Raw genomic sequence first — 25,773 nt, forward strand, 5'->3', positions numbered from 1 at the left:
CCTGCATTGTCATCCAGATAGGAATCCGCTTAGTTCTGTACACGTCTGACAGCATCCTGCCAGCCCGCATAAAAATCGTCACGCGTTGATTTAGACATCACTGGTTCAAAACGCTTATCGCAGCGCCACATAGCCTGCAACGCTTCCAAAGACTCAAAAACCCCCGCTTTCAAGCCTGCTAAATAAGCTACACCCAAGGCCGTAGTTTCTATAATTTCCGGCCGGTCTACATTCGCCCCCAGAATATCCGCAAGAAAAGTCAGGACCCAGTCATTTACCGCCATACCACCATCAACTCTTAATGTGATAGGCCTGACTCCGTCACTTTCCATCGCTTTTTGCAGGTCCTTCGTCTGATAACAGACCGCTTGCAGACCCGCCGTCACAATTTCTTTAATACCTGTATCCCGGGTAAGTCCGAAGATAGCTCCGCGCGCATTTGGGTCCCAATAAGGCGCCCCCAATCCGGTAAATGCAGGCACCATATAGACACCATGATCCAGTGGAGTCTGCTGAGCCAGCAGCTCAGCATCGGAGGCGCCCTTAATAAGTTGCAAACCATCACGCAGCCATTGAATAGTCGCCCCTGCTATAAAAATACTTCCCTCTAACGCATAGGTTGGCTTACCGTTAAGCCGATAAGCCACGGTTGTCAGCAATCGGTTCTTTGAAACGAGTGCCTTATCGCCGGTATTCAACATCAGAAAACAACCTGTACCGTAGGTGCTTTTTGCCATCCCCTCCTTGAAACAGGTCTGGCCAAACAACGCCGCTTGCTGATCACCGGCCATACCCAGAATGGGCACTTCCTCGCCCAGCAACCCTTTACATGAAACACCGAAGTCAGCAGCACAATCCATCACTTCAGGTAACATTGAAGCGGGAATACTAAATAATTCCAGCAGGTCTGGGTCCCACTCCTGAGTATGAATATTGAATAGCAAGGTACGCGAAGCGTTGGTTGCATCGGTACGGTGCTCTTTGCCATCGGTCAAATGCCACAACAGATAACTGTCGACGGTACCAAAAACCAGCTCGCCACGTTCTGCCCGCGCTCTTACGCCAGGCACCTCATCTAATATCCAACGAATTTTCGTCGCTGAAAAATACGGATCGATCAACAATCCAGTTCTGACGCTAATAAGATCTTCGTAACCCTGATCCTTCAAAGACTGACAATACCCTGAAGTACGACGGTCCTGCCAGACAATCGCATTGTAGACAGGCCGTCCTGTTTCCCGATCCCAGACAATCGTTGTTTCCCTTTGATTGGTAATACCAATAGCGATCAGATCACTTGCGGATACTGAATTTTCACTCAATACATGCCGACATGTATACAGAACCGTATCCCACAAATCATCTGGATTATGTTCAACCCAGCCATCATTTGGAAAATGCTGTGAAAACTCCTTTTGAGCCAACGCATGCACCCGCCCTTGTGTATTGAACAGAACAGCCCTTGAGCTTGTAGTACCTTGATCAATGGATAATATGTAACCTGACATGAACAAACCCTACTTATTATTATATATGTTCTTTATTGTTCGATAATGCATCAAAACGAATGAACGAACAACGAATTAATTTCATATTCGAACCTTTCGCTGTGAACTTAAATGAAACTCCGTCAACAAATTCAACCGCTATATGCGATAATTTCCTACATAGTTAATTGCCCATATAATGGCCTGAATCAGCCGGCGAGGCAAAGCCAAGATAGTTACCGAAAGGATGTCCACATGTCACAAAATCGACGTCAACTGCAAATTATGGAGCTAGTCCAGCAAAAAGGCTTTGTCAGTATCGATGAGCTAGTTACCCACTTTAAAGTCACACCGCAAACGATTCGCAGAGACCTTAATCAACTCGCTGAAGCGAAAAAGCTACGCCGCCACCACGGTGGAGCCGGATCAGATTCCAGCACCGTTAATGTTTCTTACCAGTCCCGTAAAATCATGAACCTTGAAGCCAAAGAACGCATCGCAATGGAATTAGTAAAAGTGATTCCTGATGGTGCATCCCTGTTTATTAATATTGGTACTACAACAGAAACCATTGCCCGGGCGTTACTACAGCATCGCAACCTTAAGATAGTCACCAACAATATTCATGTGGCAGCCACACTATCAGCAAAGGAAGATTTCACCGTCATTATTGCGGCAGGTGAAGTTCGCTTTAGAGACGGCGGAATTGTCGGCGAAGCAACCAGCGAGTTTATTAGCCAATTCCAGATGGATTTCGGCATTATAGGTATCAGCGGCATCAGCCCTGAGGGATCACTGCTCGACTTTGATTATCGTGAAGTAAAAGTGGCTCAGGCAATAATCGAACATTCTAATAATATTATTCTCGCCGTTGATCATTCAAAATTTGGTCGTAGTGCCATGGTAAAGCTAGGCGACATCTCTCAAATCAACCAGGTATTTACCGATAAAGCACCACCTGAAACTATCACCGACATCCTCAACGCCAACGATATCGCCCTGCATATCATATAGCACCTCCTGATTCTCATCCGGCCCTTGCGGCCGGATCAAAAGCCTACATATCTTCGATATTAAGTTCGCAGGGAAGATTTTTATCCTAACATGTTCGTTTTTGATTGATTTTGTTCTACAAAGAACATTATAGTGTTTGGAAACGAATCATAAGAACTTAATACAGCGGTATTCCAGCAGGTGTATCCGTTGAGGAGAAACACAGATGAGCCTTAAACATGGCGTTTATGATCTCCTCGTCGTAGGCGGCGGTATTAACGGTGCCGGCATTGCAGCAGACGCCGCTGGACGAGGCCTATCGGTAATACTGAGTGAAATGAATGACTTGGCTTCTGCGACTTCTTCGAATAGCAGCAAACTGATTCATGGCGGTCTTAGATACCTTGAATACTACGAATTCCGCTTAGTCAGAGAAGCGCTGGCCGAACGTGAAATACTGCTAAAAAATGCGCCGCATATTATCTGGCCACTACGTTTCAGACTGCCTCACCGTCCTCATCTGCGACCCGCACTGATGATCAAAGCAGGACTGTTTCTCTACGATCATCTGGCAAAACGCGTAACTCTGGCTGGATCTAAAAGCATTAAATTCGGCAATGAAAGTCCGCTAAAAGAAGTGATGAAGCGCGGTTTCGAATACTCAGATGGCTGGGTTGATGATGCTCGCCTTGTGATATTGAACGCCCTGGCGGCCCAGTCCAAAGGAGCCGAAATCAAAACCCGCTGCAAATGTATTAATGCAAAACGTGCCGATGGACTATGGATAGTCACGCTTCAGGACACCTTCAGCGGCGCGACCGAAACACTGCAAACCCGCTCCATTGTAAATGCGGCCGGCCCTTGGGTTTCCAGCCTGTTCAACGAAGTCATGAGCACCACGCCACCGAAGAAAATCCGTCTTGTAAAAGGCAGCCATATTATTGTTCCCCGGATACATAATGAAGCTGAAGCCTATATGCTGCAGAATGAAGATGGCCGGATTGTATTCGTGATTCCTTATGAAGATAAATTCTCTCTGATAGGAACCACTGATCAGGAATACTATGGTGACCCTGCTAAGGTGACGATAGATCAGGGGGAAATTGACTACTTAATCAATATTACTAATCAGCATTTCCGTACTCAGATCAGTGCGGCTGATATTGTCAGAACATATTCCGGTGTAAGACCTCTACTCGACGATGAAGCAGGTTCTGCTCAGGCAGTCACCCGTGACTACAGTTTCGAAGTGGATGCACCTGAAAATCAGGCTCCTCTTATCTCCATTTTTGGCGGTAAAATAACCACCTACCGAAAACTGTCTGAAGCTGCCGTCGATAAACTCTGCGAATACTTCCCTACCTCCGGAGAAAAATGGACCGCTAATGCACCCTTACCCGGCGGTAATTTTAGTAACCAGAACAGCCTGCAAAAAGAGTTCACTAAACAGTATGGCTGGTTGCCTACACCGTTACTCAGACGTTTTGTCAGAACCTACGGCACTCTTACTGTAGATCTGCTGAAGAACACGACTCAGCTGAGCGATTTAGGTCATCAATTTGCTGAAGGTTTCTATGAAGCGGAGATTCTTTACCTAATAAATAATGAGTGGGCTTTAACGGTTGAAGACATCATATGGCGCAGAACCAAGCTGGGCCTGCACATGAGTGATAAAGAAGTCGACGTTCTCACCCAGTATATGGAAAACCACTTTAATCAAAACATCAAAGCCGTCTCTTGATTTAATAATATGACTGCTTTACTAAAAAAAATAATTCTCATAACAATAAATAGCTAGGAGATTCTATGATAATCCGTGTCGCAATTAATGTCTCGTTTACGCTCATCACTGCCAATCTTTGCCTTTTCTCGTCATAAAGAAACACAGCGTCGGGTGGCGCTCTATAGAGACGTACATACGATTCCTTTTGATTCGGTGCTACTCGACCCTGAAACGCTTAACCGCAACGCTATTGATGAACTCATCAAACGCGACATAGTTGCCAGCGGTGATCTGGTTATCATCACCAAAGGGGACTACCTGAACGCACAAGGCGGAACCAATACGCTGAAGGTGTTGCGTATCTGAAATAAACCTCCCGGGAAGTGTTAGATAACCTCCTACATCTTCACCGCCCGAGTATACGGTTTCACATTGTCTTCACATTCCGGGCGAGCTTATGAGTTACTCTGATCTCAAATCAATGTTCGGAGATACAAGGATGATGAGTGGACTATCAGGCGCCGCCATGGCCCTCCCTCAGTCACAATCTAACAATAACTCTTCTCTATTACCTGCAGATCGGCGCCCGCTGATGGCGGACACACTGGCAAAATTTGAGGCACGAACAATTGAAGACCTCGCGGTGGAAGAGCAGGAATCAACGAAGAAAGGCGTCAAATGTCTTTTCTACAATATTTAAAAGATTAATAAAGCACTAAAAGGAAATTCAATGAACAAACAACGAATGCTTACCCTAATGCTGGCTACTACTTTACTCGGGCTAGCACCGGTAATCAGCCTCGCCGCACAACAAGAACGACCAAAAGGGCCGCCCCCTGAAGCTATTGAGGCGTGCAAAGGTAAACAGGCGGATGACAAAGTGAGCTTTGAAGGTCGTGGAGAAATTCTTGACGGTATTTGTAAGGAGCATGACGGTAAACTAGTCGCTATGCCAGCATCAGGACGCCCGCCTAAACGAGAATAGCAGGCAGTCCGTACCTCATTCTATTGAGTGAGGCGGACTGATAACCCAAACAAGTTTACCCTTTAGCTAACCGCCCTCCCATTCGCTGCTTAATTAGATCAAAGCCAACGGCTACAGAGTCCTGGAAACTTAAGATAATGGGCAGCGCATACAGTGTCGTAAAGGTGGCAAATAGAATACCAAAACCAAGCGACACCGCCATAGGGATCAAAAACTGCGCCTGACTGGAATCATCCAACAACAGTGGAGTCAATCCGGCGAATGTCGTCAACGACGTTAACAGAATGGCCCGCAAGCGCGTTTTACCCGCCTCCACAATCGCTGACGCTGTACTCATGCCCTCGTCTTGTAACTCAGTAAATTTCGATACCAGCACCAGGCTGTCATTCACCACCACGCCGCATAACGCAATGGTGCCAAACAAAGAGAGAATACCGATATTGATGCCCACGATCCAGTGACCGAGAATACTGCCTAAGACACCGTAGGGAATAATACTCATGATCACGAGGGGTTTAGTATAGGAACGTAGCGGAATCGCTAATAACGCATAAATAATCAACACCGCCACCACCAGCCCCTGCGATAGTGACGAGGTACTTTTACTCTGCTCCGATGCCTCGCCTTTTAATTCGATTTTCAAATCGGGATAGGTCTGCAATAACCGTGGGATAGCATCGGCCTGCAACTGGCGAATCACATCTCCGGAAGAGATCTGTTGCTTGTTGACTCCGGCAATCACACTGGCCGCGCGATAGCGATCCAGACGGTCAATCTGCGAAACGCTATCCGCATAAACGGTTTCTGCTACCACATAAAAAGGGATCACGGCGCCATCCGCTGTATGAATCATCAGATTATCAATGTCGCTTAGATATTTTCGCTCTTGTGCCGGGTAACGCACCATCACTTTTACTTCATCGCTACCGCGCTGAATCCGTTGCGCCTGAGATCCATACAGGGCGGTCGACACCTGCTGCATAATATCAGTATTGGTTAGCCCCAGGCCGTAGGCCGCCGGTTTAATTTTAATATTTAACTGTGGCTGATGGACCTTTAAATTGTCGTGTATATCCGTCACCCCCTCAATCTCGGCCATCGCTTGCTGCAGTGTCGCTGAAGCGGTGGCCAGGGTGCTCATCTGTTTGGCTTTCAATTCAATCCGGATCGCTTCCGGCCCTTTTCTGGCACCATCGAAATCCAATACGGTGATGCCTTCCAACGCTCCGGTTTTTTCACGCCAGAGACTACTAACCTCATCGGCGTCAAAATCCCGTAAGCTATCCTCTGCCAGTTCACCGGTGACGCTGCCTGACGTATTATCACTGGAGTTAACATAAATCGCCGTCACCGGATCGATGGACATCTGGTATTTTTTCTTAATCTCTTGATTAGTTTCAATTAAGCTTTGCTCTAATTTATCGATAATTTCATAGGTATGCCCCTTTCCGAAAGAGTCCTGCACTTCAAAGCTGGACATCACCACTGAGGGTTCGATATCCGGAAAAAAACTAATCCTCACCTGACCGGCAGGGATCAAGCCGACCACCAGTATAAAAATAACCACGGAGCCAACCAGGCTAGTACCACGATGTTTAATAACCCAGTGAATACTCGGCACATAAAAATCATCGATCACTTTCTGCAGACCGTTTTGAAAAAACGACTGAACGCGACTCCAGTAAGTGCGTTTCTGGCTAGTTTCTAGTTTGATATGAGCAAGGTGGGCAGGCAAAATCAGCTTGGATTCAACTAGCGCAAAAATCAGTACCGCAATCACCACCATGGCCTGCTGACCAAAAATATTACCCATTCGACCGTCGATAAACATTAACGGATAGAACGCCGCTACCGTCGTTAACACGCCAAACGTGGCGGGTATTGCCACCTTCTTTGCACCCTGAATAGTCAGCGCAATGGCATTGCTACCCTGCTTACCCTCGCGCGAGGCCTGTTGACGGGTTGAATAGACACTTTCTGCAATAACAATGGCATCATCCACTAAGATGCCCAGTGCGACCAGGAACCCCGACGTAGTCAGTTCATTTAACGACAGATTAAGCCCCAACGGCCCCATAGCCAGCATTGCGCCAGCAAACGCAATGGGGATGCCGACCGCCACCCACAGTGCCAACATGGGATGCAGAAACAGGGCCAATAGTATGACCACCAACAACATACCAATAAGGCCGTTTTCCACCATAGTATCGAGCCGTTCACCAATAAAAACCGACTGATCTCCCATAGTGTCCATGTGAATATTTGCTGGTACGTTATTGTTTTTTAAGTACTCCGTCATCACCGTTTTCGCGGCATCCGCGGCATTGGTTAAACTGGTATCACCCGTCACCACAACCTTTAACATAATGGCGCTATCGCCATTAAATCGGGAAACAACCATTTGCTCAGAAAAATTATCACTAACACTGGCGACATCCCCTAAACGGATTAACGCGCCATCCGTATTTGCCTGTACTACAATGCTTTCAAAATCAGATTGATAATAACTCTGAAAGTCCCCCCGCACCGTGATCTCCCCTTCATCGCTGCTGAGTTCGCCGGCATATTGGTTGACCGATTGAGCCTTAACCTGGCCGGCGATATCCGCCAGTGTCCAGCCGTAGCGCTGTAATACCTGTTCAGAAACAGCGATACCTATCTCTTCCGTGGGCTCACCACTGACATCGACCTGCTTGATGTCGTCATCGTCCAGCAGTTCGCTGCGAAGATCCTCCGCCACTAATTTCAGATTTTTAGTGTCTGCATCGCCATACACAGCGATCCAGATGGCGTCAGATTCACGCTGCGCCGCTTCAACAACCGGATTATCTGCCGCGGTTGGAAAGTTGCTGATGGCATTAATTTCAGCGTCGATATCATCTTTTAAGATCGTTAAATCGTAGCCATCTATCCGAGTAACAACCACCGAAGCACTTCCGTTTTTAATCGTGCTTCGCACGCTATCAATGCCCTGGACTTCTTGTAGCGCTTCTTCAATTTTCAGTACGACACCTTCCTCGATATCCTGAATACCGCCGCCACTGACCGATACAGAAATCGACACCTTCTCCGGCGGAAAAGCCGGAAAAGATTCGGTGCGAAGCCCGCTCATGGTGAAAAATCCGGCAATCAGGATAATCATCATCAGTAAGTTGGACGCCACCGGGTTTCTGACAAACCAGGCCACGATGCCTTGTTGTTGGTTCATGCACCGTCTCCTAACGAAATCAACTGCTCTTTCACGGCTGTCGTCTGTTCGGTTTCACTATCAGTCAAATTAGTACTAACCGATTCCGCGTTAACCGCCTGACCGGGGAGGAATGCTGATTGAGGATATCGAACCACCTGTAGGCGGCGTTGCTCTCCTTGCCCTCTTACCACCAGATAATCATCTTTTCGGTAGGCTATATCCGCTTTAAAACGCTGTAAAACACCGGCTTCCACATACCAGATGTAACCCTCTCGCGACAGCGCACTTGCCGGTAGCTTTAGCAGATCATCAAGCGCTTTTCCCGGTATCGAGGCTTTTACAAAGGTGCCTGGCATTAAATATTCAGCGGCCTGATCACGACTCACGACCAGTACCAGATTACGTGTCCGTTCAGCGCTATCGATATGGTATTGAAAACGCGCTATCCTGGCGGTCCATTGCGTATTAATGTCAGCGGTATCAATCAGATTAACGGACCTATTGATGGCCTGCTCTTCACTACCGATTAAGGCAAACTGTTGTTCATTTAACGCGATATTGATTTCCACACTATCGGTGGCGAACACCTCCCCAATAGTAGTGCCCGCTGATACATAGCCCCCTGGATTAATAGTTCGCGAACTTACCCGTCCGTTAAACGGGGCAATAATGGTGGTTCTCGCCAGGTTTTTTTCTGCCTTGATTAAGGCGGCCTTGGCTGACGCCAAAGACGCCAGTGCTTCAGCCAACTGAGGCGTTTTCAACGTTAAGGCGGATGGCTTGCCCGACAAACCACTGAGCTCCCAGCGCTCTTTCGCCTGCCGGGTTTCGCGCTGCTGCTCAAGATAAGTCACGTTTGCCGTGGCTACAGCAGCCTTAGCCGCCGCCAGTTCGCTTTCATAATCGACGCTATTGATGCGGGCTAACACATCTCCTTTTTTGAATGAGCTACCCGCCAGCATTTTGTCGCTGACCTGATCGACCCGACCACTCACTTCGGCGGTTAATTCGGTAGTCCATCGGGCAGCCACCTCACCATAACCGCTAACGAGTGGTGTTTGCGTCAGCTTCAGCACCTCAACTACGGTCACTAATAGCTGAGTGGACGCCCCGCTATTGTCCTGAGCTGAAGCACCTTTTGTCCTTGTTATACCTGTATCCTTCTGAGTCATCTTTTCTCCAGCAGCTTCTGCCAACATACCCTGAAAAGGAAGACGCGATTGCACTGCGGGTAGCGATACGACACCAACGATAACGACAACACCAACGCTGGTAATAATCGATTTTTTATAAGACATAAAACTCATACTTAACCTCTTGGACTCTTGATTCCCTGACGACACTTAAACCCCCAAACCCAGCGCCAGCCCTAAGCTAACTCTGTTTTGTAAACGCTGATTAAGCGCATCAATCAGTGCGGACTGCTCATCAAAATAACTTCGCTGGTAGGTAAGCCAGTCGGAGATGTCTATCAAACCGTCGCGGTAGTCCTGCTCGGCATTGGCGAGTAGCAGGCTGGCTTGCACGACAACCTCCCGTTGGGCACTCTCAAATTTGTAATAGGCTTGCTCCGTATCGAGACCGGTTTCCACTTCATTAAGCGCGGTAAGCAGCGTTTCCAGATACAGATAATAGCTCTGTTCGGCCAGGCTTTGACTTTGCGTCACCTGGGCTTTTAAGGCGCCACTGTCGAACAAGGTGTAACCGATGGACGCGGCAAGATTCCAAATAGTATCGCCGGTGAGAAGATCTTTTAGCGATTCGCTAGAATTACCCAGCGTCGTCGTCAACGAAATATCCGGCAATTGCGCCGCCTCTTTAGCGGCGACCGTCCAGGCAGCACTTTGCACTGAAAACCACGCGGATTGCACGTCAGGGCGGCGCGCCAGCACAGTGGCGGGCACGTCCGCATCAGGGGGCGACAGCATGACAGGCAGCGTGCTACCCACGAAATCCATACCATCGGGGTAGCCTCCCGCCAACACCTGTAAGGTGCGTATCGCATTACGCTGCAACAGTTTGCTTTCGACACGATCGGCTCTCGCACTGGCCAGATTTTGTCGCGCCTCGGTGAGCTCGTCGAGATCAGCCGTTCCCGATTGATATTGTGACAACACGACAGTTAAGGTTTTTTCAAAGCTGAGGTATTTCTCGTCACTTAACGCTGCCAGCTGAGATTGACTGACCGCATCAATGTACGCTTGCATGGTTTGAGCCGCGATGGAATCCTTTAGCGACAGGTAAGTTGACCTCGATGCCTCAAAATCCATTAACACAGCGTCTGACTCGGCACCCCAACGCCCCCATAGGTCGAGCTCCCAGCTAACATCCAGTGTTAGACTGTGGTTCTGTGAAATACTGCTACCAGTGTCCTGCCGACTGCTAAGGAGTGTGCTGGAAACCTCCGGATAGAGTGCCGCATCGGCTTGAGTCAGCGTCGCCGCCATCGCTTGCATCGCCGATTTTTGCTGTAGTAACGACAGATTGCGCTGCTGACTCTGCTTAACCAGCTGAGTCAAAGACGCGTCGTCGAACAAGGCCAATAAGCTTTCGGTGAGTGTCAGCGTCGATGCTTGAGTTGAGGTTTGAGTTGAGATCCAGGTCTCTTTCAGAAGCGGGCTTTGCTGTGGTAATTGTTCAAAAGTTGGCGGTGTTACGGCACAGCCCGCGAGTATTATTGCGGTGCCGATAACGACAGTGCCAGTTAAAAAAGTCAGCTTCATGGTCGGGTATTACCAGATATCGTCTACGTGGGTTCAAATTGCAGAGGAATGATATCTTGACCCAGGTGAAATGAAGGTGAAAATGCACGTTTCCATTATCGTATAATGGGCGCCATACCGTATCTGCCGAACTACATTGAAAAGGTGAACCCCATGCTGGTGTTATTGGTTGAAGACAACCGACCCTTAGCTGCACATATTATTGAGTACCTGGAACTGGATGACATTGAGTGCGATTACACTGAGCGCGGTGATCACGGGTTAAAGCTGGCCCAGCAACAGCACTTCGACATTATCGTACTGGATATCAATCTGCCCGGCATGGACGGTCTTAGCGTTTGCGAACAACTGCGGGCAGAAGGCAACCTTACGCCGGTACTAATGCTTACCGCCCGGGATTCCCTGGAAAACAAACTGGAAGGCTTCAATGTGGGTGCCGATGACTATCTGGTCAAGCCGTTTGACCTGCCGGAACTCGTGGTTCGCATTAAAGCTCTAGCCAAACGCGCCGTTGCCGCGAAGCCGCAATTACAGGTCGCCGACCTAACACTGGATTTACCCTTACGTGAAGCCTATCGCCAGGAAAAACGGCTAACCCTTCATCCTATCGGCTGGAAACTGCTGGTTGCACTCGCTAAGACAAGTCCCGCGCCACTTACACGCAGAGAGCTGGAGCAAGTGATCTGGCAGGACTCCCCCCCGGACTCAGACGCATTAAAATCACATTTGTATCAATTACGCAAAGCGATCAATAAACCGTTTACAACACCCTTGCTGCATACGCTAAAAAATGTGGGCGTTGTACTTCGGGCAGCCACAGAAACGGATAGCAATAGTGAATAAACAAGCAGATTCAAAACGCGACAGCCTACGTTCTTTTTTACGTAACCAATTATTGTTGCTGACCGGCTTTATCGTCGCAGGCTTCGCTAGCCTTATCTTATATATCTATGTAGATGCTCTTGATATCGCGACGCGAAAAGGGTTGCTCGTCATTGGCGCCTACTATGCGCAACTTCATGATGAGGGCTCGCTTGATAAAACCATCCTTGAAAGCGACGAATTTTCTATTTTTGTGGGCCAGGAAAATTTGCCGATCTCGGTATCTTTGCGGTTTCCGGAAAACGTTTTTAACAATTATGAATTATACAAAAACCGTATTAATAGTGACGAAAAACAACCCGGAGTAAGCCCCTTTATCATGCTCACCGCGATGCCGATTGAAAAGGGAGAGCGACAGCTATTCGCCGTTTATCATTTTCACAACAACACAGCCGTTAACACACGGCCTCCTGTATTAGAAACCGTATTAATCGCGTCCTTCGTCGTCTTTTTTATATTATTGGCTGCGGTTTTCTGGATGGCCCGACGCTTTAACCGCAGAGTGCTTGAACCGATGGAAGCGTTAGCTGATATGGCCCACAAAGCGGATGAAACCAGCCCTGTACAGGCGCACCCGATATTGCAGGATCGAACAGAAATTGGTCTGGTGGCCCATGCTCTGAAGCAGGCAATGGAGCGCATACATACCTTTCATCAGCGCGAAAAAACCTTTTTACAAAACGCCAGTCACGAACTGCGTACCCCCATCACAGTGGTAGGCAGTGCGCTGGATATTATTGAACGTCGCTTAGCCATGGGAAAACAAGATATCAGCCAACCTTTGCTACATATTCGCCAGGCCTGCGTCAATATGAAAGAAACCACCGAAGCGTTACTCTGGCTCTCCCTGGAAGCGCCTCCCGGCGACCGTCAAGCTGATCAGCCACCAGGGCAGTCATTAGAGAAAAGCCCGATAAAAGCCGACGATTTACAGCAAATACTGACCGAACTAGTCGACCAATTGGGATACTTGATTGAAGGTCGCAAGATCAACGTCAGCATCTCGATGAACACTCAAAATATACCACTGTATGACCCTGCTCTGGTGCGAATTCTCCTTGCAAATCTTATCCGAAATGCCTTTGAACATACATTTGAAGGCCAAATTGATATCGATGTAAACAACAGCGGTATTTGCATCACCGATACCGGCATAGGTTTAAGCGGTGACACTAACCTGGTTAAAAGAGGGCAATCAGGAAGAGATAGTTTTGGCCTAGGACTGGATATTGTATCGCGTATTGCCAACAGAAAAGGCTGGAAACTCACGTTAAACAGCAACGCTAATGGAGGCTGCAGCGCAACCTTAAACTGGGCAATCCGACCCTGATACGAGTGCTTACTATTTTTTTGATAAATAATCCTAATGAAGATTGAGATGCACGTTAAGGTTTCAACCTTGTTGCCAGCTAACCAGAGAAGTGATTAACGAAGTTGTAACATCCATACAAGAGTAAAGCAGGCATTTTATCCAATATTTCGGGGTGCTATTTCCAAACGGTTACGACCCAATTCTTTTGCCTTATAAAGCGCCATATCAGCTACCTTCATTAAATCATGCATGTCATAACCGCTATGAAATGGGGCCATTGACAAGCCAATACTGACGGAAAAATTCACGTCACTACCTTCATGGAAAAATGTCATTTCGTTAAAGCTACTACGCAAGCGTTCACCCATTACGCAAACATCTTCCAGTGATATTTCACTTAACAGGATAACAAACTCCTCTCCACCATGACGGGCAAAAATATCACTCTCACGGATAATCGATGAAAAACACGAAGCAAATCCCCGTAAGACTTCATCCCCCATTGCATGCCCGAAACTGTCATTTACTTCTTTAAAGTTATCCAGATCACAACTCAGTATGGCAACGGTGCGCTCATAGCGTTGCATATTATGAACTATTTTTGTGCCGAATTCCTCGAAAAATCGTCGATTGTAAACACCCGTTAAAGGATCGGTTGTTGCCAAAAGTTTTAACTTTATATTCGCATCACGCAACTCTGTAGTGCGCTCTGCGACCATATTTTCCAGTTTATTATTTTGATCAACTAGCGCTTGCTCTGCACGTTTGAATTTATTTTGCACATCTTTCAGTCTTTTTAATAACAGGTTCAACAACCCCGCCATTTCACCTAATTCGCTTTTTTTATGAAAGGCATCAACGACCAGTTCTTTATCAGGATTGTTTGGATCAATTTCGTTTATTTGACGTCCTAAATGGATCAAGGGACGGGTCAGCGTATAATAAAATAGAATTAACAGGCCGGCACTCAGGATGATGTTACGTAAGAAACTACCAATGATTGTGCGAAAGGAGCGTTGAAAAAACTGTTCCGCTACAAGGTAACTATCCAAGCGCACTTCAACGCGTCCAATCTCACCTTTGACACCAGGAAAGGTAAGTAATACGACAATTGGTTTTTCAGAACTGAACAACATATCAGCAATCCCTGATAAAACCGACTGGATGGGTTCTCGTTCAATTTTATAAAGGTCTTCACCTAAATCATCAATAATGCGCACATTTTTGAATAAGTCATATTCTCCTAACCCTTGCACCACAGTTCTGGCTAATGCCGGATCAATATTAAATACAGCCTGAGCAGCTTGACGGCGCATTGCACTGGCCACTTCGCTCGCATTGCGACGAGCCATCACTTGTTCATCAAACAAATCAAGCGCAATGGTTACAATGCTTAAGGTCAGTCCTAAAAAAAAGGTGAAGCAAAGCGTGAAAATAGTTTGACGAAACCAAATTTGATCTCGCAACAGTGCTTTACTTTCTGAAGCCGCGAGCTGGGAAGTCACTCTCATTTAAGTTTAAAATATTCAGCATAAATTTTTCGATAACGTCTTTTCGAATCTTCATCCAAAAAGTCTTCATAGAAACGTCTAAAATCATCACGCTTCACCGCTTCAACTAACAAAGCATCAATCTTTTTTATCACAGCCTCACCCCAAGGGGTTTTAGAACAGCCAATATAGCCGACCGTATACTCTTTAATTTCCTTGATCGGCAGTTGGACGATATCAGATGCAACACCGATGGAACGACCATGGAACTGGGCCTCAACCGGTTGAGCAAACATGGCATCGATATTACCTTTGGTTAACATCGTTAACAGGCCTTTTGGCCCTTCATTGCCCAATCTTTCGATCAGCTTCTCAGACCCTTTATATTTGGCCAGGAGGGCATCTATCGGTTTGGTATAAGAACGACCATTTGAGTATCCAATGCGCACAGTTCCAGATTGAATTATTTTTTCAAGCGAGATACGCCCCGACTCATCTTTGAAGTGATTGAATTTAGACAGGTCAGCTTTACGTACAACAAGATCATTGGGTAACAACAGCCGTGCAGGTTTGGTAAAGGCAATAAATTCTGATCGTGCAGGTGTTTTAAGTAAAGTTACCGAACAAGCGTTCAAACCCTTTTTCATATCACGCAACGTACGTTTAAACGGTGATACTAATATGACATGGTCAAAACTACCCATTTCCTGAATCAGGTAATTTTCAATCCGGTCTGAATACCCTTTCCCCGCATCAGACCCATTAACAATACTCAAAGGTGGGAATTCTGGTTTATACCATGTAATGGTTTTATCGGTATTCGCTGATACCTGCCCTACGTATAAAAAGACAACTAACAGCGCATATACTTTTTTATGAATAGTCATTCCAGCTCATCTTTTTAAGTTTTTTATTATTTTTTGCTTCTGGTTATGATGGATGCAAGCAGTCATTGCCATACTGAACTTGTATCGTAAAAAAGCACTTTATTCTATTTATAGTACCTTAATTTCTTTGGGTTTATGTTACTAAATATTTAAGGTCGACATTTGGAATCAGTGTAAAAACTAGCGTTGGAATTAACCGTTCATTCTAAGGAGTAATTGACCGTCCAGTGTAGATCTGAGCGTAGCGGGATTTCAGGTAATAAGTGCAACACTCATAGATGTTCAGGCCTTCGTCTTGTGCCGACCATTACGGGGGTTTGATGTCCAACGGTACGAAAAGCAGCGCTAACCGACAATATGTCAGGCTAATGACTAGACGCTTGAGATTAAGTGTCAAAAATTTAAATAACAACTCTAAACTAAGGGATACTCAAATTTAACGGTCATAGCACTAGCCCATATGGTCAAACAGGATGCCCACTTTTCATCAAAGCTCTAAATTTTCTTGCTGCATTTTTGGGGGATCTTGCATGACAAATCGCCGATACCAACGCAACGCCATCAACATCGGTGGCGATAATAGCATCGAGATTAGCAGCATTAATACCGCCTATAGCTACAATAGGAAAAGAGCTTTGCGCAACGGCTTTCGCCAGTCCTTCGATGCCCCATTCTTTCTTAATATTGGTTTTTGTGGGTGTTGAAAAAATGGCACTCAACCCTAAGTAGTCGACGGGCAATGATTCGGCTTCGATGAGCTGCTGTTCATTTTCAATCGACAGGCCCAGTAATTTATCCTTACCCATCAGTCGACGCGCTGTTTCTGCCGGCATATCCGATTGACCAAGATGCACGCCATCAGCATCAATCGCCAACGCTACATCTACCCTATCATTAATGATTAAAGGCACGCCGGTTCCTTGTAAGATAGCTTTCACTGCCAGCCCTGTTTCGATAAAACAGCGAACATCGCCCTGCTTTTCTCGCACTTGCACCATAGTCACGCCACCGGCAACGGCCTCTTTAACGACATGTTTTAATGTTGCCAGATCTTGTTTATCGTCCGTGACTAAATATAAACGGTATGGATTCACTGTTACGCTCACGATAATTTTAAACGTTGAATGAGTGTTGCTTCATCCATCTGATACAAGACGTCCACTATGTTAAGTTGTAAGCTCCCCGGGCCTTTTGATTGCTCGGCTGCAATCTCGCCAGCCACACCAAAAATCGCGGTCGCCGCTAATCCAGTCTCTTCGCCTACGGCGGCAAAGGCACCCGTCAGCGCACTCAACGAACATCCCATTCCGGTAACATATGGCATCATTGCATGGCCATTATGCAGCTGAAGCTGACCCTCAGGTGTAATTACAAAATCAGTCGCACCGGAAATAACAACGTTGCATTGATAAGTTTTAACCAAATATCGCGCAGCGCCAACGGCCGCATCGCTACTATCCAGCGCCTCAACGCCTTTGCTCTGTCCCTTTTCTCCTGCCAGAGCGATGATCTCTGAAGCATTACCCCGAATAATCAATTTATTCGCGGCTTGTGCAATCTGACGTGACGTTGCCGTTCGCAACGCACTGGCTCCGCATCCTACAGGGTCAAGTACAACCAGCTTATTATTAATATTTGCCTGTTCAATCGCAAACCCCATACGTGGTATCCACTGGCTGTCTAAGGTGCCGATGTTAATCACCAGTGCACCCGCAAAAGACATCATTTCAGCCATTTCTTCACGGGAATGCGCCATGATGGGCGACGCGCCCATCGCAAGCAACGCATTAGCGGTATTATTCATCACCACATAGTTAGTGATATTCACCACCAGCGGTTTTTGCTCACGTAGCGCATGTAACGCTGTCACAATCGTTTTAATAGGGGAGTCTAAGTTCTGATTCATATTTCGTCCTTAGAGAAGGCATCTAAGCCTTGCTGCCAAAAAGCAATTTCCATCCGTGTTGCGGTTCGAAATACGGTGATCAGATTTCGGCCACGCTGGCTATCCAGGTCAATTTCAGCGAGTAACGTATCTATATGCGCGGTACCTTGAGCGACACTTTGCTGGAATTCATCACCCGCATAGAGGGTAATCCAGTCTACAAATGGATTGCCTTGCAGTTGGGTGTTTTCATCTGCGCTAAGGTTGCGTCCTATTTCTGCATACCCTATAGAACAGGGTGCTAACGCCGCGTATAAATCAACAATATCCCCTTTCATGCCGGCATCCAGTACATAACGCGTATAGGCAACCGTACCAAAGTCTTCGTCTTCTGCTTCCAGGTCAGATTCAGTCAGGCCCCAGTTAGCGCAATAACTCACATGGTGGCTTATTTCTGAATCCAGTAATGCATTGACACTGGGTAGCGCTTTACGCATATCAGCTAAGGTGTGTGCTTTGTAAATTGCCAGCGCATAGGCACGTGCATATTGTTTTAAAAACAAAAAGTCTTGTTTAAGGTAATGCAGGTAACAGGGCTGCGCTAACGTGCCTTTTGCCAACTGTTGAACAAAGGCATGCTGGGTGTATGCATCCCAATCTTGACGACAGGCATTGATTAAATCTTGATGGTTCATATAACAACTCGTTTTATTACTGTTTATTGATAGCAGAAGACAATTTATTGAAACGTTGGGACGTAATTCTGTGCTTTTGGCAAGGTCGTAATGATCTTTTGCGCATACATAAATTGGGCATAGTCATCGTAGCGTTGCAGATCGGCCGCGGCAGGATGCAATGAAAAATGCATGAAGGTATCGTTCCAGGCCCGTTTATTAAGCTCATTATTTAAGGTGTCTGGTGCGTACGCCACAAACTCTTCCCATGCTTTTTGCGGGTGATTAACAATATAAAGGGTCGCTTGCTCTATGGCCTTATTAAATCCAATGATCGCGGCTTTATCATAGGTATTTGCATTGGCCACAAAGATCAGTTCGTCATAGACAGGTACACCATAGTCTTCAGGGAAAAAGGTCTTCGCTTTAAAACCTTCAAGGGCAAGTTGGTTCGTTTCAAAGTTACGTAATCCACCCCAGATAGCATCGACCCTGCCAGAAGCCAGTGAAGAAGAAAGCGCCCAGCCTACATTGATAATCTCCACATCGTCATAGTTAAGACCGACCGTTTGCAACATAGTACCTATGCTTGCCTCTTCGTTACCGGCGATAGAGATACCTATTTTTTTACCTTTCAGATCAGACAGATCATTGATCTTATTATTATCTAGCACCATCAAGGTATTCAACGGTGTCGCAATCAAGGTTGCCGAGCGGATCAGGGGTAAACCCGCCGCTACATCAATCGTCAAACTCGGCTGATAAGAGATAGCTAAATCGACCTTGTTAGCGGCGACCAGTTTTGGCGGCATACTCGGGTCTGCGGGCTCTTGAATGTCAACGTTAAGACCCTGAGCTTTAAAATAACCGCGCTCTTTCGCAATAATCACAGGACCATGATTCGGATTGACGAACCAATCCAGCATCAGGGTCAGTGTTTTAGTGTCAGCCTGCGCCGTCACCGACAGCAGGCTTGAGGCAAGCGCTAGTGCCGCCAAGATAATGTTCTTTTTCATTAAACTTCCTTTTTGATTAAGTTGTTTTTTTATTAAGCTGTTTAATTAAGTCTGCCAGGGGATGAGTTTTTTCAGCAACTTGTCTGCCACAAAATAAAGCGTGATAGACAAGGCCGATAAGATAAATAGGGCGGCAAACATCTCGTCTATCATCATGCGCGCGTTTGCTTGCAACATCAGATACCCCAGGCCTTCGCTGGAGCCAACCCACTCCCCCGCTACCGCGCCAATGGGCGCTATAACGACCGCCACACGAATCCCTGATGCAAGGGCGGGTAACGCCGCTGGAAATTGAATATGGCGCAACATTTGCCATTTTGTCGCGCCCATTGTTTTTGCCAGATCCAGATAACCCACGGGAGTATTGCGTAAGCCGTCGTAGCAGCAAGTGGTAATAGGAAAGAAGATGATCAAGGCCGCCATCACAATTTTGGATGAGATGCCGTACCCCAACCACAACATCAGTACCGGCGCGATGGCGAAGACAGGGATGGCCTGGCTAGCAATCAAAAGAGGTAGCAACCAGCGTTTAACAGGTTTGAACAACAACATTTGTAACGCGAAGAACAGCCCCATGGTTAAACCGAACAGCAAACCCAATATTATTTCCTGAGCAGTGACCCAGCTATGCTTAAGCAAGACCTGATGTCTTTCGATCAGCCTTTCAAATACATCAAAAGGGCTGGGCAAAATGAATGAAGGCATCTCAAAGATAACCACGACAGCTTGCCATAAGCCAATAATCACCGCCGCACTGATCAGCATACGTAGCAGTGGATTAGAGAAGCGTTGTTTGCTTTTGATCTCACGTGATACTGCATTAACCTGAGCTGTATCTACCTGATGTGTATCTAGCTGGGTGAACTCACTCATAATCCTGCTCCAGGCGATCCATAATGGTTTGCTGAAGTTCGGCGCACTCGGCATCAAAATTACGTGGCGTCACAGAGGCGGGCACGCTCAGAGACTCGGCATAAGCAGGCCTGCCTTGCATGATGTAGAGTCGGCTTGCTAAGCGAATGGCTTCTTGTGGATCGTGGGTAATCAAGACCACCGTTTTGTCTTGAAGCAATTGGTAAGCCAGGTTTTGCAAACGATAGCGTGTTACTGCATCTAACGCAGAGAAAGGCTCATCCATTAATACGATGGGCTTGTCTTGCATGAGTGTTCTTGCCAGCGCGACACGTTGGCGCATGCCACCCGACAATTGCTGTGGCAGGTAGTTTGCTTTGTCTCCCAGCCCCACTTTTTGCAATAAGGCGTGTGCTTTATCGAACAGTAAATGGGTTTTCTTTGTTGAAGAAGCGGCAACGCCAAATTTAGTGCTTAACATGACGTTATCTAACGCCGATAACCAGGGCATCAGCAGGTCTTGCTGTGCCATATAGGCGATCTGATCTTTGCTATCAAATGCAGGTTGTGTGTTGACTGCACCCGCCCAGTCAACTTTATCTTCAAGCAAATTAGCAAGGTAGCGAAGTAAAGAGCTTTTACCGCAACCGCTGCGCCCCAAAATACAGGTCCACGCCCCGGCCGGGATGCGAATATTAAGCCCTGCTATGGTTGCCTCAGCGCTGTCGTGATAGCGCAGGTAACCACCGGCTATATCTATACTGACGGCGCTCTTGAGGGCCGGTACCGGCTGTCTATTAACAGACATCAACGGGGTATTAGCTGACATCAGCGTGGCCACTGAAGAAATGATGGACCGGTCCATGCCCTTTCCCTATATCTAATTCATCAGCATGGGCAATGGCCTGAGAGATATACTGTTTACCCAGCTGCACCGCCCGCAACAGGTCATGCCCTTGTGCTAAATAAGAGGCGATAGCCGACGATAGCGTACAACCCGTACCGTGAGTGTTGCGAGTCTGGATACGTTTCGCCGTTAAGTGGTGAACATCTTCCGGGAAGATAAGCAGATCGTTACTGTTTTCATCGTGTTCTAAGTGCCCCCCTTTAAGTAATATTGCTTTTGAACCCAGCTGTCGAAGGCCGGTAATCATTTTAAGCATATCAGCTTCGTTGTCTGGCACTTCACTGCCAATAAGGGCGGCACCTTCCGGTAAGTTTGGCGTGATAAGATCAGCAAGCGGCAGTAATTCAGATTTGAGTATACTGATTGCAGATTCTTGTAACAGCAAGTCGCCACTGGTCGCGATCATGACGGGATCTACCACTAAAAATGCAGGTTGATACTGTTTTATTTTGGCAGCGACTATTTTGATGATGTCACAATCGGCTAACATGCCGACTTTAACGGCAACCACGTTCAGATCGGTAAAAACGGCATCAAGCTGCTTTTCGACATATTCAAGCGGTATAGGAAAAATAGCGGACACCCCGAGGGTGTTTTGAGCGGTAATGGCGGTGATAACTGAGCAGGCATAGCACCCCGTTGCCGATATCGCTTTAATGTCGGCCTGGATACCTGCGCCGCCACCGCTATCGGAGCCTGCGATCGTTAGCACGATAGGTGTCGATGCAGTAATGGGCGTTGCTGTATTAGGAGTAGCGGTAATATTGGACATAAAAGTTCCTAACGCTGACATACAGGAACTTTATCGAGCTGAAGATTTCATGACATTTGGAGGGATCAAATCATACAAAGCAAGACGTATAGTTCCCTACGTCAGTGTTAACTGAATCAGGTTCAACGGGTCTCGAAAAATGCAATCTCAGCCTAAAAGGCTCCCCGACTATATTTTCAGATGATAGCAAGTTTTATTAAAAGAGCAATATAACAATGCTAATTGTTTATTTATTCTTGAATTTCAACCTGTTGATCTCGCGAACTAGCGGGAATATCCGTTATTGTCAGTTAACAAACTCTGTAGAAACCTAAACCGGATTCGAAGCGAAAATACACAGTGAACTTATATCACCCTATCAAATCTCCTGAGCCGGATAACATTACCGCCGGGGTATGAGTAAAAATATGACAATCAGGTTCACCGGTCTCGAAACATGCAATATCAGCCTAAAAAGCTCCCCGACTCTATTTTCCGGTACTAACAAGCGATAGCGAATAGCGAGTCCACAGCCAACACAGAATAATGGAATTTGCGCCCCTGAAGCATAACCTATAGGATCAAAGTTTACCCGTTATGCGGGTGAAAACTCAGTATGCTACGTGCACTGGATTTGCAATAATTGGTTCGGCCAGTTGGCATCATTTTAATGGATTAATAAAGTAGCAAATAAATGGAAAGCACTAATAAATTCTGGATAAAGTCCTTTTTCGTCCTCTATTGTCTGATTTTTGCCAATGTTAGCTGGAGCAGCAATGCAATCATCAAGGCCCCGACGCCTGGCTGGGTGACCCCGGTGGCGTTGCCTGAAATTAATGGATTCCCTCAGGAGCAGATTCAGAACGGTGTCTACTACCTACTGGTAGATACTCAAGTGATGGTTGATCAGCAGCAAGAACCTCAGTTTTACCTACACAATGCAAGCTATATTGCGAACCAGGCGGGTGTAGAGGGAAGCTCCCAGATTAATATAGGCTATGACCCCAGCTATCAACGCTTAGTGTTGCACTCACTACGTATAATCCGAAGCAACAAAACATTCGACAAAATCGACTCAGCACGCTTGAAACTGATTCAACGTGAGGAGGATATGGATGAGCTGATTTACAATGGTCGGATGACGCTCAATATTATTCTCGACGATGTCCGAGTGGGCGATACCATTGAATACAGCTTTTCTCGTCAGGGCATGAACCCGGTCTATCAGAACATTTTTGCCTACACTCATGATATGAACTGGACCGTGCCTGTTGGCAGGCTATCGCTACGGTTACTATGGAATAAACCGTTACCCCTTCAGTACCGGCTGGAAAGAAGCGATCTGAAGTTGATCCGCACCGAAACAGCTAACGGTAGTGAATACCTGATCCAGGGTGACCAGGTGGAGCCAGTCAAAATAGAGAGCAATACCCCAGCGTGGTTCTCCCCGTGGGGAATAGTATATTTCAGTGAGCTGAAATCCTGGGAAGAAGTGGCTAGCTGGAGTAATCCGCTCTACCGCGATGTTGTTATTGCAGACGACAATATCGATCAGTTAGTCGCCGATATCAAGTCGCAGAACTCAGGTATAAAGGCACAAATTTCAGCTGCGTTACGCTTTGTACAGGATGAAGTACGCTACCTGGGAATGGAGTTGGGTCAGAACTCTCATATGCCAACACCCGCGTTCGAAACACTACGCAACCGCTACGGTGATTGTAAGGACAAAACTGTACTGTTGCTGTCTCTACTCAAGGGACTAGGGGTTGAGGCCTATCCGGCGCTGGTCAACACCGAGGTAAAGCTAGACACTGTTATTCCCAACATCCATGCTTTTGATCATGTAATTACCTATATCGAGCACCAAAACAAGCGTTACTGGGTAGATCCCACCCGCCGCTACCAATACGGTGGAATTGATAGTATTCAACAACCGGACTATGGACATGCGCTGGTGCTACGCCCGGGTACTCGCAGTTTGACAGCCATGTTGCCAACACAATCGAAATACGGGGTGTTCGTCAAAGACACTTTTATGCTGCCTGCCAAGGGTGAAGCAATTTTTCACTCAGAATCAAAGAGCTACGGATGGAATGCTGAACTCCAGCGGCAGCGATTTGAGGACAAGGGACGTGATCAAATACAACGAGAATATTTAGAGTTCTACCAGTACTATTATCCAGGTACGACAGTGCAAGAACCTGTCGAATTTAAGAATAATACCCGCGACAACATATTGATCACCACTGAGCGGTATAGAATCAACAACTTTTGGCAGGATAACCCCGAACAAGGACGTCATGAGGCAGATTTCTACGCCAATGACATTGCCTCCTTGTTAAGTATGCCGGGCGAACTGAACAGGGTTCATCCCTTATACCTGCCCCACCCGAAGCACCTGGAGCAGATATTTGTACTGAATTTTGAGGAAAATGACTGGCACTTTGACGACGATAATTTTGTGGAGGATAACGACTTCTTCCACTTCAGTCATGATGTGAAATTCGACAATACCAAACACCAACTTACCTTGCGATACACTTACCAAAGCAAGACTGACTATGTAGCACCTGAGAACTATGCGGATTATCTAGAGGCCCTTGAAAAAGTGAGCAACGGCCAGAGCTATGGCATTTACAGAGAGTATCCCTCTGAGACAACATCCGCAGAAGGCGACCCCTGGTATTTTTATTTCCTTAATACCACCACAATATTGCTTATGTACGGGAGCCTGTACCTACTGGTGTTCTTGTTGTGGAGAATGGACTCTGGACGCAAGTCCGATGAATCGGATTCAGTTTTTTTCCCGGTGTCGATAGCAAAGTTATCTGCCATGTGGATTCTCACGTTTGGAATCTACGGCGCATACTGGTTCTATAAGAATTTTCAGTATATTAAGAAACAGAAAAATAGCGCTTCCATGCCGATGGCTCGGGGCATCTTCTATAGTTTCTGGTACTACCCTCTGTGGCGCGAACTCAAGGAAGACTGCACTACACGCTTTGAACATTCCCACCTGCCCGGCAAGATGCTAGCGGTGCCAATGGCTCTGGGATTTTTGGTAATCGTTACGACAGGGAATCGCTCTGATATCTGGTTGCTTCCCTCATTACTGCTCAGCGCACTGCTAATCTTGCCTTTAGCTAATTACATTCTGTTTGTGAATGGCCGTGAATCTCAGGCACTGGCAAAAAACTCTACGTGGAGTTTTCGTCACTATCTATTGGCGCTATTAAGCACCCCACTGTGTATTCTGTCGGCAGGTTCTGAAATCGGCATTATGCCAAATGAAGCTGTCGTAACAGGTAGCCGGATTCTGGAGTACGACATCACACTTATGCAGAGACGCGGCACCATCAACCCAGGTGATGAAATTGATTACTTCTACAGTAACGCCTTTCTGTTTATAAGTGACGATGGCAACGGCTTTACTCAGCGTCACGTATTTTCTTATTGGAAAGATGACGATGATTCGCTTGAACAGGAGCAAGCGACGTACAGTGAAGTACAGGATATTAAGGTCGATTGGCAAAGTGAGCTCGGGGCAAAGTCCACCGTGACTATCGTCAGGGAAGACGGTAGTCAATTCCTGCTGTATGTGTCGAATACGGACAAAAAGGATAAAGTATTTGTGAATGCCCTCAAAGAGCGCTGGCAAAGTCAGCGCTAGCGGTTTCACCGGTGGCAACGCCTCGCCCCCGGCGCTTTACCTTTTCCCGCGTGCCGGCGGTAACTATATATAATTTTTTGCTATATTTTTATGACAAACCATGTTGAAAATAGCAAAAACTCTGGAAGCTTTCTGTGCTGAAAGGTTACTCCGGCGGAGTACCTGCTACACCCCCTTCTTGATAGGTACGATGCCGGGTTATGTAACCCTCTATTAATTGCGCTGTTACATCGTGCGGTAGGTTTAGCATTTCGCTGAAGGTTAGTATGTCTTCAATGCTCCAGCCATTAAGGGCCATCAAAGCACTTGGATGGTGGCTGTCTTGTTTACTTTTCATATCTCTTCC

General features: G+C 46.7%; 22 protein-coding genes and 1 riboswitch. Of the genes, 8 read left to right on the forward strand and 14 right to left on the reverse strand.

The features are described 5' to 3' along the window. Positions 1 to 29: 29 nt before the first annotated feature. Positions 30 to 1,508 carry a glycerol kinase GlpK gene (gene glpK / locus Nant_RS11325; RefSeq protein WP_054341760.1) on the reverse strand — a complete coding sequence of 493 codons (1,479 nt, stop codon included), beginning with the start codon at positions 1,506 to 1,508 and terminating at the stop codon, positions 30 to 32. A 234-nt stretch (positions 1,509 to 1,742) separates the two neighbouring features. On the opposite strand from glpK, the gene Nant_RS11330 reads away from it, so the two are divergent. The 5 genes from Nant_RS11330 to Nant_RS11350 all read left to right on the forward strand — a co-directional run bounded on the left by Nant_RS11330 (position 1,743) and on the right by Nant_RS11350 (position 5,188). Further along, complete coding sequence (locus Nant_RS11330; protein ID WP_054341761.1) at positions 1,743 to 2,501, forward strand: DeoR/GlpR family transcriptional regulator; 759 nt, start codon at positions 1,743 to 1,745, stop codon at positions 2,499 to 2,501. A 205-nt stretch (positions 2,502 to 2,706) separates the two neighbouring features. Then, entirely contained in the window at positions 2,707 to 4,221 is a 1,515-nt protein-coding gene (gene glpD, locus Nant_RS11335) for a glycerol-3-phosphate dehydrogenase (protein WP_054341762.1), read from the forward strand. A gap of 87 nt (positions 4,222 to 4,308) precedes the next feature. Further along, positions 4,309 to 4,569, forward strand: coding sequence for a pyruvate kinase alpha/beta domain-containing protein (locus Nant_RS11340; RefSeq protein ID WP_054341763.1), 261 nt, complete (start codon positions 4,309 to 4,311; stop codon positions 4,567 to 4,569). Between the two features lie 91 nt (positions 4,570 to 4,660). After that, entirely contained in the window at positions 4,661 to 4,903 is a 243-nt protein-coding gene (locus Nant_RS11345) for a hypothetical protein (protein ID WP_143773514.1), read from the forward strand. 30 nt (positions 4,904 to 4,933) lie between these two features. Further along, positions 4,934 to 5,188: a hypothetical protein gene (locus Nant_RS11350; RefSeq protein WP_054341765.1), complete on the forward strand. Its 255-nt coding sequence runs from the start codon at positions 4,934 to 4,936 to the stop codon at positions 5,186 to 5,188. A gap of 55 nt (positions 5,189 to 5,243) precedes the next feature. Here the strand turns inward: Nant_RS11350 and Nant_RS11355 are convergent, their stop codons facing one another. The 3 genes from Nant_RS11355 to Nant_RS11365 are packed head-to-tail and all read right to left on the reverse strand — an operon-like array spanning position 5,244 to position 11,101. After that, entirely contained in the window at positions 5,244 to 8,396 is a 3,153-nt protein-coding gene (locus Nant_RS11355; protein ID WP_054341766.1) for an efflux RND transporter permease subunit, read from the reverse strand. Continuing rightward, positions 8,393 to 9,685: an efflux RND transporter periplasmic adaptor subunit gene (locus Nant_RS11360; protein ID WP_054341767.1), complete on the reverse strand. Its 1,293-nt coding sequence runs from the start codon at positions 9,683 to 9,685 to the stop codon at positions 8,393 to 8,395. Before Nant_RS11360 ends, Nant_RS11355 begins: the two co-directional genes overlap by 4 nt. 36 nt (positions 9,686 to 9,721) lie before the next feature. Continuing rightward, positions 9,722 to 11,101 (reverse strand): TolC family protein, encoded by a 1,380-nt coding sequence (locus Nant_RS11365; protein WP_054341768.1) that lies wholly within the window; start codon positions 11,099 to 11,101, stop codon positions 9,722 to 9,724. Between the two features lie 153 nt (positions 11,102 to 11,254). Here Nant_RS11365 and Nant_RS11370 point away from each other — a divergent pair, with 153 nt between their 5' ends. Both Nant_RS11370 and Nant_RS11375 read left to right on the forward strand, forming a co-directional pair. Beyond that, on the forward strand, positions 11,255 to 11,944 hold the full coding sequence (locus Nant_RS11370) for a response regulator transcription factor (protein WP_054341805.1): 690 nt from the start codon (positions 11,255 to 11,257) through the stop codon (positions 11,942 to 11,944). After that, a complete protein-coding gene (locus Nant_RS11375; protein WP_054341769.1) occupies positions 11,937 to 13,313 on the forward strand; it encodes a sensor histidine kinase in 1,377 nt (458 codons plus the stop codon). The genes Nant_RS11370 and Nant_RS11375 overlap by 8 nt, the downstream gene beginning before the upstream one ends. A 137-nt stretch (positions 13,314 to 13,450) precedes the next feature. Here Nant_RS11375 and Nant_RS11380 read toward each other — a convergent pair whose 3' ends face one another. The 9 genes from Nant_RS11380 to thiD all read right to left on the reverse strand — a co-directional run bounded on the left by Nant_RS11380 (position 13,451) and on the right by thiD (position 21,778). Next, positions 13,451 to 14,761, reverse strand: coding sequence for a sensor domain-containing diguanylate cyclase (locus Nant_RS11380; RefSeq protein WP_162224940.1), 1,311 nt, complete (start codon positions 14,759 to 14,761; stop codon positions 13,451 to 13,453). A gap of 41 nt (positions 14,762 to 14,802) precedes the next feature. Continuing rightward, the gene (locus Nant_RS11385) at positions 14,803 to 15,672 is read right to left on the reverse strand and encodes a TIGR02285 family protein (RefSeq protein ID WP_054341771.1); all 870 of its coding nucleotides are present in this window, start codon (positions 15,670 to 15,672) and stop codon (positions 14,803 to 14,805) included. A 464-nt stretch (positions 15,673 to 16,136) separates the two neighbouring features. Next, positions 16,137 to 16,766, reverse strand: a complete 630-nt coding sequence (gene thiE, locus Nant_RS11390) for a thiamine phosphate synthase (RefSeq protein ID WP_179078924.1) — start codon at positions 16,764 to 16,766, stop codon at positions 16,137 to 16,139. Positions 16,767 to 16,774: 8 nt separating this feature from the next. Further along, entirely contained in the window at positions 16,775 to 17,578 is an 804-nt protein-coding gene (gene thiM, locus Nant_RS11395) for a hydroxyethylthiazole kinase (RefSeq protein WP_054341773.1), read from the reverse strand. After that, positions 17,575 to 18,252: a thiaminase II gene (gene tenA / locus Nant_RS11400; RefSeq protein WP_054341774.1), complete on the reverse strand. Its 678-nt coding sequence runs from the start codon at positions 18,250 to 18,252 to the stop codon at positions 17,575 to 17,577. The genes thiM and tenA overlap by 4 nt, the downstream gene beginning before the upstream one ends. A 44-nt stretch (positions 18,253 to 18,296) precedes the next feature. Then, entirely contained in the window at positions 18,297 to 19,247 is a 951-nt protein-coding gene (locus tag Nant_RS11405; protein ID WP_054341775.1) for an ABC transporter substrate-binding protein, read from the reverse strand. A 45-nt stretch (positions 19,248 to 19,292) separates the two neighbouring features. Continuing rightward, complete coding sequence (locus tag Nant_RS11410; RefSeq protein ID WP_054341776.1) at positions 19,293 to 20,120, reverse strand: ABC transporter permease; 828 nt, start codon at positions 20,118 to 20,120, stop codon at positions 19,293 to 19,295. Further along, positions 20,113 to 20,928, reverse strand: a complete 816-nt coding sequence (locus tag Nant_RS11415; RefSeq protein WP_238377129.1) for an ABC transporter ATP-binding protein — start codon at positions 20,926 to 20,928, stop codon at positions 20,113 to 20,115. Before Nant_RS11415 ends, Nant_RS11410 begins: the two co-directional genes overlap by 8 nt. Further along, positions 20,918 to 21,778: a bifunctional hydroxymethylpyrimidine kinase/phosphomethylpyrimidine kinase gene (thiD, locus tag Nant_RS11420; protein ID WP_054341777.1), complete on the reverse strand. Its 861-nt coding sequence runs from the start codon at positions 21,776 to 21,778 to the stop codon at positions 20,918 to 20,920. Before thiD ends, Nant_RS11415 begins: the two co-directional genes overlap by 11 nt. Positions 21,779 to 21,854: 76 nt before the next feature. Further along, positions 21,855 to 21,955, reverse strand: a riboswitch (TPP riboswitch). A gap of 496 nt (positions 21,956 to 22,451) precedes the next feature. Between thiD and Nant_RS11425 the strand changes: the two genes are divergently transcribed. Next, positions 22,452 to 25,427 carry a DUF3857 domain-containing protein gene (locus tag Nant_RS11425; RefSeq protein WP_054341778.1) on the forward strand — a complete coding sequence of 992 codons (2,976 nt, stop codon included), beginning with the start codon at positions 22,452 to 22,454 and terminating at the stop codon, positions 25,425 to 25,427. Between the two features lie 145 nt (positions 25,428 to 25,572). Here the strand turns inward: Nant_RS11425 and Nant_RS11430 are convergent, their stop codons facing one another. Beyond that, on the reverse strand, positions 25,573 to 25,764 hold the full coding sequence (locus tag Nant_RS11430) for a hypothetical protein (protein WP_054341779.1): 192 nt from the start codon (positions 25,762 to 25,764) through the stop codon (positions 25,573 to 25,575). Positions 25,765 to 25,773 lie beyond the last annotated feature (9 nt).

The sequence above is a fragment of the Neptunomonas antarctica genome (assembly GCF_001305295.1).
In the GTDB taxonomy this organism is placed as follows: Bacteria; Pseudomonadota; Gammaproteobacteria; order Pseudomonadales; family Balneatricaceae; genus Neptunomonas; species Neptunomonas antarctica.

What these genes read in the sequence shown, in the direction of transcription:
- glpK (WP_054341760.1), bottom strand. Translation starts at nt 1,508, where the DNA reads ATGTCAGGTTACATATTATCCATTGATCAAGGTACTACAAGCTCAAGG.
- Nant_RS11330 (WP_054341761.1), top strand. Translation starts at nt 1,743, where the DNA reads ATGTCACAAAATCGACGTCAACTGCAAATTATGGAGCTAGTCCAGCAA.
- glpD (WP_054341762.1), top strand. Translation starts at nt 2,707, where the DNA reads ATGAGCCTTAAACATGGCGTTTATGATCTCCTCGTCGTAGGCGGCGGT.
- Nant_RS11340 (WP_054341763.1), top strand. Translation starts at nt 4,309, where the DNA reads ATGTCTCGTTTACGCTCATCACTGCCAATCTTTGCCTTTTCTCGTCAT.
- Nant_RS11345 (WP_143773514.1), top strand. Translation starts at nt 4,661, where the DNA reads ATGAGTTACTCTGATCTCAAATCAATGTTCGGAGATACAAGGATGATG.
- Nant_RS11350 (WP_054341765.1), top strand. Translation starts at nt 4,934, where the DNA reads ATGAACAAACAACGAATGCTTACCCTAATGCTGGCTACTACTTTACTC.
- Nant_RS11355 (WP_054341766.1), bottom strand. Translation starts at nt 8,396, where the DNA reads ATGAACCAACAACAAGGCATCGTGGCCTGGTTTGTCAGAAACCCGGTG.
- Nant_RS11360 (WP_054341767.1), bottom strand. Translation starts at nt 9,685, where the DNA reads ATGAGTTTTATGTCTTATAAAAAATCGATTATTACCAGCGTTGGTGTT.
- Nant_RS11365 (WP_054341768.1), bottom strand. Translation starts at nt 11,101, where the DNA reads ATGAAGCTGACTTTTTTAACTGGCACTGTCGTTATCGGCACCGCAATA.
- Nant_RS11370 (WP_054341805.1), top strand. Translation starts at nt 11,255, where the DNA reads ATGCTGGTGTTATTGGTTGAAGACAACCGACCCTTAGCTGCACATATT.
- Nant_RS11385 (WP_054341771.1), bottom strand. Translation starts at nt 15,672, where the DNA reads ATGACTATTCATAAAAAAGTATATGCGCTGTTAGTTGTCTTTTTATAC.
- thiM (WP_054341773.1), bottom strand. Translation starts at nt 17,578, where the DNA reads ATGAATCAGAACTTAGACTCCCCTATTAAAACGATTGTGACAGCGTTA.
- tenA (WP_054341774.1), bottom strand. Translation starts at nt 18,252, where the DNA reads ATGAACCATCAAGATTTAATCAATGCCTGTCGTCAAGATTGGGATGCA.
- Nant_RS11405 (WP_054341775.1), bottom strand. Translation starts at nt 19,247, where the DNA reads ATGAAAAAGAACATTATCTTGGCGGCACTAGCGCTTGCCTCAAGCCTG.
- Nant_RS11410 (WP_054341776.1), bottom strand. Translation starts at nt 20,120, where the DNA reads ATGAGTGAGTTCACCCAGCTAGATACACATCAGGTAGATACAGCTCAG.
- Nant_RS11415 (WP_238377129.1), bottom strand. Translation starts at nt 20,928, where the DNA reads ATGTCAGCTAATACCCCGTTGATGTCTGTTAATAGACAGCCGGTACCG.
- thiD (WP_054341777.1), bottom strand. Translation starts at nt 21,778, where the DNA reads ATGTCCAATATTACCGCTACTCCTAATACAGCAACGCCCATTACTGCA.
- Nant_RS11425 (WP_054341778.1), top strand. Translation starts at nt 22,452, where the DNA reads ATGGAAAGCACTAATAAATTCTGGATAAAGTCCTTTTTCGTCCTCTAT.
- Nant_RS11430 (WP_054341779.1), bottom strand. Translation starts at nt 25,764, where the DNA reads ATGAAAAGTAAACAAGACAGCCACCATCCAAGTGCTTTGATGGCCCTT.